This is a genomic window from Staphylococcus sp. 11262D007BW (assembly GCF_053547815.1).
Map to the genome: position 1 here is coordinate 578,750 of NZ_JBPWPJ010000001.1, position 15,066 is coordinate 593,815.

The window sequence follows — 15,066 nt, forward strand, 5'->3', positions numbered from 1 at the left end:
TTATGACAAAGTAACGGATTATAATAGTTTATGCAGTTTTTTTATTGGTAAACATAAACAAGTTTTTTTGTAAGGTTTAAAAAATGAACTATAATTAGGTCAGAATAGAGGAGGAATATATGATGAATGAAAAATTTAAGCCGCTGTTTGAAACGCTACAACTTTCAAGCGAGCATCAACTTGAGAACCGATTTGTTTTAGCGCCATTAACACATACATTGTCTAATGAAGATGGCACAGTCTCAGAAACAGAATTAAAATATATTCAATCTCGTACAAAAGATGTGGGTATGGCAATTACTGCTGCAAGCTATACGAATATTGAAGGACAAGCTTTTCCTGGCCAACCTTCTATTTCTAAAGAGGAAGATTTAGAAGGATTAAAACAATTAGCTCAAACAATTAAAGATAACGGAGCTAAAGCAGTTATTCAAATTCACCATGGGGGTGCCAAAGCTTTACCAGAACTTGTGCCAAACGGCGATGTCAAAGCACCAAGTGACGTCTCAACCACAGGGTTTGGTCATAATCAACCTCATGAAGCACGTGCCATGACTACTGAAGAAGTTGAACAAGCAATACAAGACTTTGGTCATGCAGCACATTTAGCCATTTTAGCAGGTTTTGATGGTGTTGAAATTCATGGTGCCAATCATTATTTAATCCATCAGTTCGTCTCACCTTATTATAATCGACGTGAAGATGAATGGTCAGAGCCATTGCGCTTTCCACTTGCGGTGGTTGATGAAGTCCTCCGTGTTGTAAATAACGAAGCAGATCGTGATTTTATAGTGGGCTATCGCTTTTCACCTGAAGAAGCTGAAGACCCAGGAATTACAATGGAATTAACCAAAACATTAGTAGAAGCTTTATCAGAAAAGCCGTTACATTATCTACATGTATCATTGATGGATATTCACTCAAAAGTAAGAGAGGGCGCTTATCAAGGAGAAAAAAGAATTAATTTATTACTAGATTGGATTAATGGACGTAAACCATTAATTGGTATTGGTTCTATTTTTACAGCTCAAGATGCACTTGAAGCATTTAACACAGGCGTATCTTTGATTTGTTTAGGACGTGAATTATTATTTGATCCCGCGTTTATTCGTAAAATTAAAAACGACCGAACAAATGAGATTATCTCTTATTTTGATCAAAATCGAGAGGATAAACATGACTTACCGAAAGCGTTATGGAAACCGTTTGTTGAAGGTTGGTATCCATCACCGTCTAAAGACGATTAATTAAAATAGACTGGAGTGGAGGTTGGGACAAAAGCGTTCAGGATTTGAGCAGAAGCGAACGAAGAGCTAAAATTGTTTTTTTAATTTTGGCGAATCGTGAACTTTCTGCCAAAAATCCTGCTTTTGGGACACCGTTAATCGGTTTTCCAGAGCATTAGCGCTTTATGTTTCAGCCCCAACTCCAGTCTTTTCTCATTTATTTTAAATGTGTATGGTGATGATTTTGTTGAAAATGAGCGTCTCTAGGTCGCTGTTTTGGAGAGTCAACACGACTTTTACATTCATCACACATAAATGTTTTAATTGGATTATTTTTGAGTCGTTTAGCAAGTAACGTATTTTCATCCAATAATACTTCAGTATCACAAAGGATACATGTTACTTTGCGCATGACTAAATCACCTCAATGTGTGTCACATGTTTAAATGGATATTGATAGCCTTCTTCTGGGATGTATACAAAGCTATCGACAGCATTATCGTCATAGAGTCGTTTACCTTCTTTAGCAAATTGGAAAAACAGATAAGGTAATAATGAAAAAGGAACATCAATAGATTCTGACTCATTCGATAATCGAATGGCTGTCGCATCATCAGCGGGTTCTGCATTTTTAAAAAAAGGTGTCATATTGATGACAAAAGAATCCTTTAGTACTGCACGTTTTTTATAATCAATTTCAGAATTAAGCGTAGGAGGATTTGTTTGTCCTTCTAAAATGGCACGATTCCATTCGCGGTTGTCTTCAAATTTGATTGGTTTTTCTCCTTCGAAAACACCTCTTTCTAAATCCTCTATAGTCACTTTACGATCATCAAAAATCCAAGTAGTACTGTCTAAAGTAATTGGAAATTGAACGCGTCCTTTAATTTGAATCATATTAAGCACTCCTTAAATTTCAATAATATTTATTTTATCATACTTGAGCTTGAACGTACGTTATAATTACTTGCTTTTTAGTATGGGATAAGCTAAAATTTTTAAGTACAGATATATTGATAGGGGGAGTACGTTTTGAATAATCAAAAAGACATTCAATCTGTTGCGTATGACCAATTGCATAAAGATGCAACACGTATTTTACAACTCATCAAAGTTCAAATAGATAACTTAACTTTACCACAATGTCCATTGTATGAAGAAGTTTTAGATACACAAATGTATGGTTTACAAAAAGAAGTTGACTTTGCAGTAAATATCGGATTAGTTGATGCTGAAGATGGTAAAGAATTAATGCTTGGTCTGGAAAAAGAATTATCAAAATTACACGAAGCATTTACTAAGGTATAAAGACACTCTACACCTCGCGTGTAGAGATTGCATTTAAAACATTGTAAATGCGATGAATTGGATGATTAACACATATGAATAATATGAAAAAGCTATTTCGATATATTTTGAGATCATCTAAATATATCGATTTTCCATTATTAATTACTTATCTCGCATTATGCTTTATTGGACTTATTATGGTATATAGTGCGAGTATGGTGGCTGCAACACGTGGTACTTTAACAGGGGGCGTGCCTGTTGCTGGAACCTACTTCTATATAAGACAATTAATTTACGTCATCATTGGTTTTGTTATTGTTTTTTGCGTCTCGTACATTATGGACGTCAAAATATTAAAAAAACGAAACGTTCAACTCGGGATGATGGCTGTTATATTACTTTTACTTTTCGCGACATTAGTACTTGGTAGCGAAATAAATGGTTCCAAAAGTTGGTTGAATTTAGGTTTTATGAATTTACAAGCTTCAGAGTTATTAAAGATTGCAGTAATCTTATACGTTCCATACATAATTGAACGCAAAAGAAGACAAATTCAATATAATCCAACGGTTATCCTTGGTCCAATTATTTTCGTAGGTTTTTGTTTAGCCCTTGTGTTAATGCAAAAGGACGTCGGTCAAACATTATTAATAGGCGGTATTTTCTTTAGTATTATTATTTATTCAGGTATTGGTGTAAAAAACTTTTTAAAGATTGGATTATTCTCTGCTTTAGGGCTCCTAGTAGGGTTAATATTAATTGTCGTCTTTAAGATTAATATCTTACCTGACTATTTAACAGCGCGTTTTAGTGCGCTCGAAAATCCATTCAATTTTGAAGAAGGTATCGGTTATCACTTGTCTAATTCACTGTTAGCAATTGGAAATGGCGGCTTTTTTGGTCGAGGTCTAGGTAACAGTATTATGAAGTTAGGCTACTTACCTGAGCCACATACTGACTTTATTTTTGCAATTATAAGTGAAGAACTAGGGCTAATCGGTGCGCTTTTCGTCATTGTATTAATTTACTTTATTGTTTACCGGGCATTTTCACTCGCTTCCAAAACCACTTCTTACTTTTATAAATTGGTTTGTGTAGGTATCGCAAGTTATATTGGGTTGCAGACATTTGTTAACTTAGGTGGTATTTCAGGTTTAATCCCATTAACAGGGGTGCCATTACCATTTATTAGTTTTGGTGGTTCCTCTATGATTAGTTTAAGTATTGCAATGGGATTATTGCTCGTTATTGGTAAACAAATTAAATACGACGAAGCGAAACAAAAATATTTAGAAAGAGAAGCTGCTAAAAAAACCACATATATAAATAGACCTAGAGGCTAGAGGTTGTGACAAAAGCATTAATGTTTTATGTCACAACCCCTAGCTTTTTTTATTTTGTCTAAAAGATTTAAGCCACAATATCTGAGCCCCTTTTCATTCTAGTGATTTTTCTATTGAAAAAGACGATTATTTTGACAATTTTAAGCGTGCTCATTAAAATAGTAGTGTGATTCATTTAAAGTTATTAAAAGCAATAAGTTTTATTTATATTATTCGTTTCGATCGTTTCGTATTACACTTTAATACACGACTAAGGTATAATAGCAATTATATTATTGGAATTTTCAGAATATAGAAAGGGTGAGTCATTATGAATCGTATACATAAATTACTTGTAGCCAATCGTGGAGAGATTGCGATTCGTATATTTAGGGCAGCGACCGAGTTAGAAATTGGCACTGTTGCTGTTTATTCAAAAGAAGATAAAGGTTCTCTGCACCGTTATAAAGCTGATGAGTCTTACTTGTTAGGGGAAGATTTAGAACCAGGTGATGCTTATTTAAATATTGAAAGAATGATTGATATCGCAAAAGATGTTGGTGTCGATGCGATTCACCCTGGATATGGCTTTTTAAGTGAAAATAAACATTTTGCTGAACGATGTCAGGAAGAAGGCATTATTTTTATAGGGCCTTCAACAAAACATTTAAATATGTTTGGTGACAAAGTTAAAGCACGGGAGACAGCAATTGATGCAGGTCTCTCAGTTATTCCTGGTACAGATGGTCCTGTCGATAATTTTAAAGACGCCCAAGCCTTTGCAGAAAGTGCCGGTTATCCATTAATGGTTAAAGCCACTAGCGGAGGTGGTGGCAAAGGTATGCGTATCGTTAGAGAAGCTAAAGAACTTGAAGATGCATTTGAACGAGCGAAGTCAGAAGCCAAAAAATCATTTGGCAGTAGTGAAGTTTATATTGAAAAATATATTGAAAATCCTAAACATATTGAAGTTCAAATTATGGGAGATCACCATGGCAATGTTGTTCATTTATATGAAAGAGACTGTTCTGTACAGCGTCGCCATCAAAAAGTAGTGGAAGTGGCTCCATCATTTAGTTTAAATCAGCAGTTACGTGAATCAATTTGTGAAGCTGCAGTGCACCTGATGAAACACATAGGTTATATGAATGCAGGGACGGTTGAATTTTTAGTGTCGGATGAAGCCTTTTACTTTATTGAAGTGAATCCGAGAGTACAAGTCGAGCATACTATCACAGAAATGATTACAGGTGTAGACATTGTTAAAAGTCAAATTTTAATTGCAGATGGTGAATCACTACATGATGCCATGATTAATATGCCTTATCAAAAAGATATTCATACCTTAGGATATGCTATTCAATGTCGTATTACGACAGAAGATCCGACACAAGACTTTATGCCGGATACAGGAAGAATCGTTGCTTACCGTTCTACTGGAGGTTTTGGTGTCCGCTTAGATGCAGGGGATGCCTTTCAAGGTGCAGTGATTTCCCCGTATTATGACTCATTACTTGTCAAAGTATCGACACATGCACTTTCTTATAAAGATGCATGCGAAAAGATGGAACGTTCTTTAAAAGAAATGCGTATTCGTGGGGTTAAAACAAATATTCGTTTCTTACAAAATGTCATTAAACATCATCAGTTTATTTCAGGGGATTATTCAACGCAATTTTTAGATCAAACCCCAGAATTATTTATTGTGGAACCTTCCCGTGATAGAGGAACGAAGACATTAGCTTACATTGGTAATGTTACGATTAACGGTTTTCCAAATATCAATCAACGACCGAAGCCGCAATTTGAGACATCGTATATGCCAAAGCAACAGCATAAAGAGGTCTCAACTTTATCAGGGACAAAACAAATCCTTGAGCAACAAGGGGCAAAAGCGGTGGCAGATTGGGTTAAAACGCAAGATGATGTATTACTTACAGATACTACATTTAGAGATGCGCATCAATCATTATTAGCTACACGTGTCCGTACACATGATTTATTGAAAATTGCGCCTCAAACTGCACAAACGATGAATGATAACTTTTCTTTGGAACTCTGGGGCGGTGCGACCTTTGATGTAGCATATAACTTCTTAAAAGAAGATCCATGGCAACGCCTTACACAATTGAGAAAAGCCATTCCAAATGTTTTATTTCAAATGTTATTACGTGCCTCTAATGCAGTAGGCTATAAAAACTATCCAGATAATGTCATTCAAAAGTTTGTTCATGAAAGTGCACAAGCAGGGGTCGATGTATTTAGAATTTTTGATGCTTTAAACTGGGTTGAACAAATGAAAGTCGCTAATGAAGCGGTACAAAAAGAAGGAAAAATATCAGAAGGTGCCATTTGTTATACTGGAGATATTTTAAATACGGAACGTTCAAATATTTATACGCTTGATTATTACGTTAACTTAGCTAAAACATTGCAAAAAGAAGGTTTTCATATTTTAGCGATTAAAGATATGGCCGGATTATTAAAACCAAAGGCCGCTTATGAGTTAATTGGAGAATTAAAGTCAGCAGTCGATATACCAATTCATTTACACACGCATGATACGAGTGGTAATGGCATATTGATATACCAACAAGCGATTAAAGCTGGAGTAGACATTATTGACACGGCGGTAGCAGCGATGTCAGGTTTAACAAGCCAACCTAGTAGTAACTCCTTATATTATGCGATGAGTGGATTTGATCGCAATGTACGTATGGATATTGAAGGTCACGAAGCGCTTTCTCATTATTGGGATACGGTAAGACCTTATTATAGTGATTTTGAAAGTGATATGAAATCACCACATACAGAAATTTACCAACATGAAATGCCAGGTGGTCAATATTCTAACCTTCGTCAACAAGCTAAGAGTTTAGGGTTAGGAGAACGTTTTAATGAAGTAAAGGATATGTACCGACGTGTGAACTTATTATTTGGGGATATCGTTAAAGTAACACCTTCATCAAAAGTGGTAGGCGATATGGCGCTTTATATGGTACAAAATGACTTAGATGAAGAACGTGTATTTCAAGAAGGACATAAATTAGACTTCCCTGAATCAGTCGTGTCATTTTTTAAAGGGGAAATTGGTCAACCCGTTAATGGATTTAATAAAAAGTTACAAAAGATCATTTTGAAAAATCAACAACCTTTGACGGCACGACCAGGCGAATATCTAGAGCCAGTTGACTTTGAACAATTAAAGGCTCACTTAGAAAACATTCAAGAAGCACCAGTCTCAGAACAAGATGTTATTAGTTATGCGCTTTATCCTAAAGTGTATGAACAGTATATTCAAACGGTTAAAGAGTTTGGTGATATTTCAACTTTAGATACACCAACATGCTTTTTCGGTATGAAAGAAAATGAAACAATAGAAATAGAGATTGATAAAGGCAAAATTTTAATTGTCACGCTTAAAACCATTACCAAACCTGATGAACAGGGGTATCGAACAGTATTCTTTGATATGAATGGTCAAGCTAGACGTATCCAAGTTAAAGATGAACATGTTAAAACCGAACAACTTTCAAAACCAAAAGTCGATCGAAATCAACCGAATCATATCGGTGCGCAAATGCCAGGAACTGTTATTGACGTAAAAGTTCAAGAAGGTGAAACAGTCGAATCAGGCCAAGCGCTAATGATTACAGAAGCAATGAAAATGGAAACAACCATCCAAGCACCATTCAAAGGTACCATCCAGAAAATACACACCTCCCAAAACGACACCATCGAAACAAACGACCTATTAATCGAAATCGAACCGGATTAAACAAAGTGCGAAAGAAAGCGTTCAGAAATTGAGCAGAATCAAGCAAGAAGCGAAGATTGATTTTTAATCTATGCGCCTTGCGTAGTTCTGTTGAAATTTCTGCTTTCTGAGCCGGATTATACCAAGTTTGGGCGCTTACGACCACTTCGAACAAAATAAGATTAGTGTCATTTTGGTAATGCATCATTTATACAGATAGTATAACTGAAAATATATTATGTAAACTTATGAATCTGATTAGTTTTGGATTAAAATATAAAAAGAGCAGTGAAGTGATCTAACGTTTACTTCACTGCTCTTTTTAATGAATTTATGATTAAGTTGTTATTGTTCTCCACGATTAGATCTTAGAATTAACATAATGAAGTAAGCAATCATACCGAATAGGTAAGTAATAAAGAGCGCGTGTAATAAGGCGATAATGATATTAACACCTGTGAAAACGGATAATGCGCCCGTAATTGCTTGAAGTATAACTAAAATTAAAGCCACTGTGTATCCATAGTGTACGATTCTAATATTAGAATAGTGACGTACTGCGTGAATATAAGCAAGTAAAACAATAACAAATACACAAAGTGCTAAAAAGCGATGTGCGAGCTGAACCCAATCTTCTGTCGTATGAGGGAGCAAGTCGCCAAAAGGTAAAGGCCATGTACCATAAGCTAAGCTAGCTTCCGCATGTCTTACTAATGCCCCTGTATAAATACCTACATAAGTAATGATCGCCATTAAGAATGTATAAATTTGAAGTGGTTTCTCAATATGTACCACATTTGCTTCATATTTTTTGTCCATTCTAAAAATGATGAGTGTTAATAAAAAGACTGATGAGAAACTTATCAGAGATATACCGAAATGGAGTGCCAGCACATAATCATTTTGTTGCCAAACTACTGCAGCGGCACCGACCAATGCTTGAATTAATAAGAAACCAATACTAATGATACTTAGTGGTTTTACTTCTTTAATATGGCCAAGATTTTTCCAAGCAGTAATAGCGAGCCATAGCACAAAGAATAAAGATAATCCTGAAACTGCTCTATGACTTAATTCGATGATAGTCTCTAAAGGTAAGTTTTTAGGTAGAAGGGCACCATGACATAACGGCCAGTCAGTACCACAACCATCTTCAGAGCCCGTTTTTGTAACTAACGCACCACCTAATTGTACCCAAGTCATAATGATTGTCGAAACGATAGATAGCCATTTCAGGTTGCGCTTACTAAACAATGATCAACACCTCGTTATTATAAAATGATATAAATCAAAATATTATATTTAGGCTTATTATAACAGAAAATATCTATATTTATATATCTAAATCAACATGAACATTGAATGTCGCTAAAGTGTCACAAATTTAATGAATTTAAATCTAGTCAATAGCAGTACTTTAAGCTATCATATATAGTATATGACATTCTTAAGGGGGTAAGTGAATGGCAAAATCAAATGTAGCTTCTCATACTACAGGTCGTGTAACTTATAAAGAGTTTACACAAATTATTAAGTTAGGCCTTGTTCAAGGCAACTTGATCCCAGCATTTGCCGGTGCCTGGTTAGCTGTAGTAATGACGCAACAATCCTTCCTTGCTTCAATACCAGAAATCATTATAACCCTAATAGGTTCTGCGTTGATTATGGGAGGCGCTTGTGCGGTTAATAATTATTATGATCAAGACATTGATCAACTAATGCCAAGTAAACAAAATCGTCCGACCGTGAATGATCGTATTTCAGGACGTCAACTTGTTTTATTAAGTTTAGGCATGATTATAATTGGTGAAATTCTACTATTTTTAATAAATATACCAGCTGGCGTTATCGGATTAGCTGGCGTGATAGGATATGTTTCGTTTTATTCAATTTGGTCAAAACGTCATACAACATGGAATACAGTTGTCGGAAGTTTTCCAGGAGCTGTTCCACCATTAATTGGTTGGGTAGCGATTGACGGTCAATTATCAATGATGGCATGGGCATTATTCTTTGTTGTCTTTTGTTGGCAACCTGTACACTTTTATGCGCTTGCTATTAAACGTAAAGACGAATATTCAATGGCAAATATTCCGATGTTACCATCAGTAAAAGGCTTTAATCGTACTCGCGTTAGTATGTTTATCTGGCTTATTTTACTGTTACCTTTACCATTTTTAATGCCAGAGTTAGGTATTACATTTATGGTACTAGCTACATTGCTTAACCTAGGATGGATTGCTCTAGGATTAACAAGCTTTAAATCCTCAACTAAAGAAGTTAAATGGGCAACGACGATGTTTGTATATTCTTTAAATTATCTCGTTGTATTTTTCGCACTTGTTGTGGTTGTTTCTTTAATTAAATTAATCTAACAAAATGAAAAATAAGGGATTGATATCATGGATTTAATGAGAATTTTACCTATGATTAGTACTGCTTGTATCTCAATTAGTGCTATTTTTGTAGCAATAGGTTGGCGTCACATTTATATGGGGCGTATCGAAAAACATAAAAAGAATATGTTAACTGCTGCTGTATTAGCTGTTATATTTTTTGTAATCTATGCAAGTCGTACTATTTTCCTAGGTAATACAGCTTTTGGTGGACCTGATTCAGTTAAACCATACTATACAGTATTTTTATTTTTCCACATTGTCCTTGCTACAGTGGGTGCAGTACTTGGTATCATCCAAGTTACAACAGGTTTAAAAGAAAAATATCACATCCACCGAAAAGTCGGTCCAACAGCTTCAGTCGTGTGGTTTGCTACAGCTATTACAGGCTTAGTGACTAACATTTTACTTTATGTACTTTATCCTGGTGGCGAAACAACTTCTTTATTACGTGCCACTTTCGGTTACTAAGATAGAAGTTATCAGAATAAGTTAATAACGCATCTAGTGATATAATTAAAAGGTGATTTGAAATCGGATGTATTCATCCCGGTTTTAAATCACTTTTTATTTTAGGATTTCATTTTAATGATAAAAATGCGACAATAATGGAATAAAGTAATGTTAAAGGGGGGATTGAAATGAAAGGTATTATCATTAAAGTGTTTGGTGTGATATTACTAGTCATTTTTTTAGTTTATTTGTTTTATTCCCCTAAGTTAGAATTTGACGTATTAGAAAACCCCAATAAATCTTCTACTGATTCAAATCGCACAGCATCAGACAAAACTAGTAAAACGAGTAGTAATCCAACTTTAAAATCGGGTATTGGTACTTTTATTGGACAACCGATAGAAAGTATTATTGAAAAGTATGGACAACCCGATCGTACCTATACTTATTTAGACAAGTATCAGACCTATATTTATCATCAAAAAAATAAATATCTTATTATCTTAACAAAAGGTAAAACTGTCAAATCAGCTTATGTTACAGGTAAAGATTCAAAAAATACAACGGGTCCAATCAAAATTGATGACGATGCTTCCAAACTCTATAATGCGTTTTCGATTAATACAGAGCCACAATTTACATTGAATCATCAAACTTATCATTTTGAACTTTCAGATGTGGATGTTAAAACCCAAGCATTAATTCAATTTGGTGATATTTATGCTCAAGTATTCATAGATCAACATACAAATCGAATTGTAGGTGTACGTTATTTAGATAAAGAAACCTTAGTTGATGTCAATCCTTATTCTGAACAAAATGATGACACACTTAATGAATCTAAAGAGGATGAATCAGAAGCAACGCCATCTTCAGAACAAACTCAAAATCAATTACTTACTTTATATGAATTAACCAATGAAATGAGAAAATTGTATCAAATGGATCCTCTAGAAGTGAATCCAACACTTGAAAATGTAGCGACAATGGATTTATTTGATGTCATAGAGGGTAAAAATCAAGCTTTTAGCGAAAATGATTTAACAGATTTGATGAGTCAAACCCAACTAACATATCAGTCAGTTTCTCAAAATGTAGGGTATGATTTTAATGATGTTCCTACCGTAGTTCATAGTTGGTTAAACTCTGATAGTCACCGTACTAGAATGTTGAATTCGCTATATAATCAAATGGGTGGAGAAGTAGATAGAGGTTATTATACACTGATCTTTTTAGAGGAAGGTGAATCATAATATGTTTGATGAAAAAGTTATGGATATACTTGATGAAGTCGATGGACTTGCAGATATGATTTATCAGTCTCAAGCTTTTCAACACTATTTACTTGCGAAAAATACGGTTGATAATGATGCGCAAGCTACACAGTTATATCAAGCGTTTTTGGACAGTAAACAACAATATGATGCCATTCAAAGATTTGGGCGTTATCATCCAGATTATCAACAAATTATGATGGCCACACGACGAAAAAAACGCGCCTATGAAATGCATGAATCTGTCAGTCAACTTAAAGTAGCAGAAACAGAATTACAATCTTTACTAGATGAAGTACTTTCTATTATTACCGCTCAAGTTTCAGCACATGCTAAAGTTGATGCGGGCGTGCCATTTATTCATAAACAACATGGATGTGGCTGTGGAGAAGGCGCTAGTTGTGGGTGTTCGATATAAATCTAAACAAAGGTTGGGACAAAGTATTACCACTGGGACTCCGTTAATGGAGTCTCAGAGCGTCAATACGTGAGGTCCCAACCTTTTTAATGTAAATAATACAATATGGACTTGCTTATATCACGTTATACATGGGTGTGATGTTGTGCAAGCGTTAAATATTGACGACCTAGAGTTGGACGATCTGTCACAATAGTATGGACACCCATCTCGACAAGGTCGTGCATTTTATCGACACTATTAATACCATAATAACCAGGCACGATATTACGAGATTTTAACCAACGAATCAGTGACTTATGGACAAGTGGAATGTTTTTAAACTGAGTTGGCATTTGTAAGGTATCGGCGTATCCTTCGTAGAAACTACCAAGTCCACTATAACGTTTAACAATCGCTTCGGTTACTTCTTTTTGACTAGCACCTATTGCGATTGAACCATCATTGTATAAGTTAAAGCGTTCTATTTGTGTATGATGAAAACTTGTTACTAACACACGATGTTCCGCTTGTTTTTGCTGAATGATGTCAAATAAACGCTGTGGGACAATACTGCCTTCATAACTATCTGGATGGTCTTTGATATCAATATTAATTAACTGAGTAGGATAGCGGTCCAATAACTCAGAAAGTGTTAAGATTTTGGCTTCTGGATGATTGCGATAAGGATAATTGCCATTGATGTCTTTAAAGTGATAGCCTGCATCCAGTGCTTTAAGTTCTTCAAGTGTGTAATCTGACACAAGTCCGGAACCATTTGTTGTGCGATCAACATCTGCATCATGAAAAATAACAACTTGTTCATCTTTTGTTAAACGAATATCTGTTTCAAAACCAGTTAATCCCATTGCTACAGAATGATCAAACGCTAAAGTCGTACATTCTGGGCGTTCGAGCATACCACCGCGATGACTGAAAATGTAAGGGGATTCATGTTGGAAAAATGGTTTAGTTGTTTTCTGTTGAGATGGTTTTTTGAACGACTGATATAATAATATTCCACCAACAACGCTTGATAGACCTATAATTGACTGAGTAATGCGTTTTGTTGTTTTAGTCATAGTTTTTGCTCCTTTATATTGAGGTGTTATGATTACTATACTATAATTAAAAAAATGAAACGATGATTATTAGACCGAGTATGTGATACGAGTGAGGTGAGTCTATGAATATTATTCAACGAGAAAAAATTATCATCTATTTAAAAAGCATGAAACACGAACGCCATATACGAAAATACGGTCACATCACGTATTCAAACAGTAAAGACAAATATGTTACAATGTACATTACTAAAGATAAGCTAGATGAAACAATTCAAAAATTAATGAAACTCAAATACGTAATAGACATTGAAGGTTCCCCATATAAAAATTTAAAAAAAGTATATGAAAAGGAACAAAATGATTGGATTCATTGATTATTCTAAGTCAGGTATCCAATTTTGAAGACGTAACACACTCTTTAAATAATTGAAGTATAATTCTAATTCTGGAAAAACTTCTGGAGCATGCACATCTATTTCTAACGTTTCAATATCGTAAGGTTGGATAAATGATTGAATTAACTCATATTTTCGATTGGTTTGAGGATATGGATAATTTAGAGCATTAATCATCATATACATGGCTTGAAATTCACGGCCAGGTGTCGGTTTCATAATTATCGCGACTGATGACTGTTGAGCTTTCGATTCTGGTGTGTGAAAAAAGACAATGCGTGAAATACGCTCATGATTGTATTGAATTAATGTTTTAAATTCGAACAAGTCCGTAAGTCCATGACCTAATACGATAAATGATTGTTGCATGGGTATGCCTCCTTTACCTCAAAGTATATTAAAAATGATTTAAGAATGGAAGTGTCATTCAATGCGTGTAATCTCAGGAAAACATAAAAGTAAACCTATCGAGACACTAGCAGGTCAGAATACGAGACCTACTATGGATAAAGTGAAAGAAGGTATATTTAATAGTTTATACAATTTTGAAGGGGAAATAGAAGGCGAAATATTAGATTTATTTGCTGGAAGCGGAAGTTTAGGGATAGAAGCTTTATCAAGAGGTGCCTCATCGGCTATATTTGTTGACCAAAATAGTCATGCTATCAAAATTATACACAGAAACTTAAAAAGACTTGATTTATCTTCTCAAGCGGAAGTTTATAAAAATAATGCCGATCGCGCATTAAAAGCATTGAACAAACGTGAGATTCAATTTGATATTATTTTTCTAGATCCACCTTATGATAAAGGGATCATTGACAATGTTTTAAAACGAATTGCTGAGTTTGACTTATTAAAAGAAAATGGTACGATTGTGTGCGAGTTTAGTCATCAAGAACAAATAGATTTCGCATCGTTTGAAGTCATCAAAACTTATCATTACGGTTTAACCGATACAGCGATATTAAAAAAAAGGAGAACAACATGGTTAATACAAAAGCAGTGATTCCAGGTAGTTTTGATCCTATTACAAATGGTCACATTGATATCATTGAAAGAAGTGCTGATCGATTTGATGAGCTACTTGTTTGTGTGTTAAAAAATAGCAATAAAAAAGGCACATTTACGACAGAAGAACGTATCTCATTAATTGAACAATCAGTCGCACATTTAGATAACGTATCAGTCCATGCTTATGGTGGTTTACTTGTCGATTTTTGCGATAAGGTGGGCGCTACAACTATTATTCGTGGGTTAAGAGCAGTAAGTGATTTTGAATATGAATTACGCCTAACATCCATGAATAAAAAGTTGAATGAAAAAGTTGAAACATTGTATATGATGACGTCAACAGATTATTCGTTTATAAGTTCTAGTGTGGTTAAAGAGGTGGCACAATACGATGCTGATATAAAAGAATTTGTCCCACCTCATGTAGAACAAGCGTTGCTTAAAAAATTTAAACACATTAAAGAGTAAAACAGCA

At 34.7% G+C, this 15,066-nt stretch carries 16 protein-coding genes; 11 read left to right on the forward strand and 5 right to left on the reverse strand.

The features are described 5' to 3' along the window. Positions 1 to 122: 122 nt before the first annotated feature. Positions 123 to 1,247, forward strand: a complete 1,125-nt coding sequence (locus ACEE93_RS02860) for an NADH-dependent flavin oxidoreductase (RefSeq protein WP_449156087.1) — start codon at positions 123 to 125, stop codon at positions 1,245 to 1,247. A gap of 196 nt (positions 1,248 to 1,443) precedes the next feature. On the opposite strand, the gene ACEE93_RS02865 is transcribed toward ACEE93_RS02860, so the two are convergent. Together ACEE93_RS02865 and ACEE93_RS02870 are read right to left on the reverse strand one after the other, a co-directional pair. Beyond that, positions 1,444 to 1,638 carry a DUF2197 domain-containing protein gene (locus ACEE93_RS02865; RefSeq protein ID WP_449156088.1) on the reverse strand — a complete coding sequence of 65 codons (195 nt, stop codon included), beginning with the start codon at positions 1,636 to 1,638 and terminating at the stop codon, positions 1,444 to 1,446. A 2-nt stretch (positions 1,639 to 1,640) separates the two neighbouring features. Beyond that, on the reverse strand, positions 1,641 to 2,123 hold the full coding sequence (locus ACEE93_RS02870) for a hypothetical protein (RefSeq protein WP_449156089.1): 483 nt from the start codon (positions 2,121 to 2,123) through the stop codon (positions 1,641 to 1,643). 135 nt (positions 2,124 to 2,258) lie between these two features. Between ACEE93_RS02870 and ACEE93_RS02875 the strand changes: the two genes are divergently transcribed. The 3 genes from ACEE93_RS02875 to ACEE93_RS02885 all read left to right on the forward strand — a co-directional run bounded on the left by ACEE93_RS02875 (position 2,259) and on the right by ACEE93_RS02885 (position 7,616). Continuing rightward, entirely contained in the window at positions 2,259 to 2,534 is a 276-nt protein-coding gene (locus ACEE93_RS02875) for a YlaN family protein (RefSeq protein WP_449156090.1), read from the forward strand. 74 nt (positions 2,535 to 2,608) lie between these two features. Then, on the forward strand, positions 2,609 to 3,859 hold the full coding sequence (ftsW, locus tag ACEE93_RS02880; RefSeq protein ID WP_449156091.1) for a cell division peptidoglycan polymerase FtsW: 1,251 nt from the start codon (positions 2,609 to 2,611) through the stop codon (positions 3,857 to 3,859). A 310-nt stretch (positions 3,860 to 4,169) separates the two neighbouring features. Beyond that, positions 4,170 to 7,616, forward strand: coding sequence for a pyruvate carboxylase (locus ACEE93_RS02885; RefSeq protein WP_449156382.1), 3,447 nt, complete (start codon positions 4,170 to 4,172; stop codon positions 7,614 to 7,616). Between the two features lie 324 nt (positions 7,617 to 7,940). Here ACEE93_RS02885 and ACEE93_RS02890 read toward each other — a convergent pair whose 3' ends face one another. Beyond that, on the reverse strand, positions 7,941 to 8,849 hold the full coding sequence (locus ACEE93_RS02890) for a COX15/CtaA family protein (RefSeq protein ID WP_449156093.1): 909 nt from the start codon (positions 8,847 to 8,849) through the stop codon (positions 7,941 to 7,943). A 209-nt stretch (positions 8,850 to 9,058) separates the two neighbouring features. Between ACEE93_RS02890 and cyoE the strand changes: the two genes are divergently transcribed. From cyoE to ACEE93_RS02910, 4 genes are all read left to right on the forward strand, one after another. Then, positions 9,059 to 9,970 (forward strand): heme o synthase, encoded by a 912-nt coding sequence (gene cyoE, locus ACEE93_RS02895; protein ID WP_449156094.1) that lies wholly within the window; start codon positions 9,059 to 9,061, stop codon positions 9,968 to 9,970. Between the two features lie 36 nt (positions 9,971 to 10,006). Then, positions 10,007 to 10,462 (forward strand): DUF420 domain-containing protein, encoded by a 456-nt coding sequence (locus ACEE93_RS02900; RefSeq protein WP_449156126.1) that lies wholly within the window; start codon positions 10,007 to 10,009, stop codon positions 10,460 to 10,462. 170 nt (positions 10,463 to 10,632) lie between these two features. Beyond that, positions 10,633 to 11,697 (forward strand): CAP-associated domain-containing protein, encoded by a 1,065-nt coding sequence (locus ACEE93_RS02905; RefSeq protein WP_449156095.1) that lies wholly within the window; start codon positions 10,633 to 10,635, stop codon positions 11,695 to 11,697. 1 nt (position 11,698) lies between these two features. Next, on the forward strand, positions 11,699 to 12,136 hold the full coding sequence (locus ACEE93_RS02910) for a YlbF family regulator (RefSeq protein ID WP_449156096.1): 438 nt from the start codon (positions 11,699 to 11,701) through the stop codon (positions 12,134 to 12,136). Positions 12,137 to 12,261: 125 nt separating this feature from the next. Here the strand turns inward: ACEE93_RS02910 and ACEE93_RS02915 are convergent, their stop codons facing one another. Beyond that, entirely contained in the window at positions 12,262 to 13,197 is a 936-nt protein-coding gene (locus ACEE93_RS02915) for a glycerophosphodiester phosphodiesterase (protein WP_449156097.1), read from the reverse strand. A 104-nt stretch (positions 13,198 to 13,301) separates the two neighbouring features. Between ACEE93_RS02915 and ACEE93_RS02920 the strand changes: the two genes are divergently transcribed. Further along, positions 13,302 to 13,556, forward strand: a complete 255-nt coding sequence (locus tag ACEE93_RS02920) for a DUF2129 domain-containing protein (protein WP_449156098.1) — start codon at positions 13,302 to 13,304, stop codon at positions 13,554 to 13,556. On the opposite strand, the gene ACEE93_RS02925 is transcribed toward ACEE93_RS02920, so the two are convergent. Next, positions 13,557 to 13,946: a DUF7147 family protein gene (locus ACEE93_RS02925; protein WP_449156099.1), complete on the reverse strand. Its 390-nt coding sequence runs from the start codon at positions 13,944 to 13,946 to the stop codon at positions 13,557 to 13,559. It lies immediately after the preceding gene. Positions 13,947 to 14,007: 61 nt separating this feature from the next. Between ACEE93_RS02925 and rsmD the strand changes: the two genes are divergently transcribed. Together rsmD and coaD are read left to right on the forward strand one after the other, a co-directional pair. After that, entirely contained in the window at positions 14,008 to 14,586 is a 579-nt protein-coding gene (gene rsmD, locus ACEE93_RS02930; protein ID WP_449156383.1) for a 16S rRNA (guanine(966)-N(2))-methyltransferase RsmD, read from the forward strand. Further along, complete coding sequence (gene coaD, locus ACEE93_RS02935) at positions 14,565 to 15,059, forward strand: pantetheine-phosphate adenylyltransferase (RefSeq protein WP_449156101.1); 495 nt, start codon at positions 14,565 to 14,567, stop codon at positions 15,057 to 15,059. Before rsmD ends, coaD begins: the two co-directional genes overlap by 22 nt. Positions 15,060 to 15,066 lie beyond the last annotated feature (7 nt).

What these genes read in the sequence shown, in the direction of transcription:
- ACEE93_RS02860 (WP_449156087.1), top strand. Translation starts at nt 123, where the DNA reads ATGAATGAAAAATTTAAGCCGCTGTTTGAAACGCTACAACTTTCAAGC.
- ACEE93_RS02865 (WP_449156088.1), bottom strand. Translation starts at nt 1,638, where the DNA reads ATGCGCAAAGTAACATGTATCCTTTGTGATACTGAAGTATTATTGGAT.
- ACEE93_RS02870 (WP_449156089.1), bottom strand. Translation starts at nt 2,123, where the DNA reads ATGATTCAAATTAAAGGACGCGTTCAATTTCCAATTACTTTAGACAGT.
- ftsW (WP_449156091.1), top strand. Translation starts at nt 2,609, where the DNA reads ATGAATAATATGAAAAAGCTATTTCGATATATTTTGAGATCATCTAAA.
- ACEE93_RS02885 (WP_449156382.1), top strand. Translation starts at nt 4,170, where the DNA reads ATGAATCGTATACATAAATTACTTGTAGCCAATCGTGGAGAGATTGCG.
- cyoE (WP_449156094.1), top strand. Translation starts at nt 9,059, where the DNA reads ATGGCAAAATCAAATGTAGCTTCTCATACTACAGGTCGTGTAACTTAT.
- ACEE93_RS02900 (WP_449156126.1), top strand. Translation starts at nt 10,007, where the DNA reads ATGAGAATTTTACCTATGATTAGTACTGCTTGTATCTCAATTAGTGCT.
- ACEE93_RS02905 (WP_449156095.1), top strand. Translation starts at nt 10,633, where the DNA reads ATGAAAGGTATTATCATTAAAGTGTTTGGTGTGATATTACTAGTCATT.
- ACEE93_RS02910 (WP_449156096.1), top strand. Translation starts at nt 11,699, where the DNA reads ATGTTTGATGAAAAAGTTATGGATATACTTGATGAAGTCGATGGACTT.
- ACEE93_RS02915 (WP_449156097.1), bottom strand. Translation starts at nt 13,197, where the DNA reads ATGACTAAAACAACAAAACGCATTACTCAGTCAATTATAGGTCTATCA.
- ACEE93_RS02920 (WP_449156098.1), top strand. Translation starts at nt 13,302, where the DNA reads ATGAATATTATTCAACGAGAAAAAATTATCATCTATTTAAAAAGCATG.
- ACEE93_RS02925 (WP_449156099.1), bottom strand. Translation starts at nt 13,946, where the DNA reads ATGCAACAATCATTTATCGTATTAGGTCATGGACTTACGGACTTGTTC.
- rsmD (WP_449156383.1), top strand. Translation starts at nt 14,008, where the DNA reads ATGCGTGTAATCTCAGGAAAACATAAAAGTAAACCTATCGAGACACTA.
- coaD (WP_449156101.1), top strand. Translation starts at nt 14,565, where the DNA reads ATGGTTAATACAAAAGCAGTGATTCCAGGTAGTTTTGATCCTATTACA.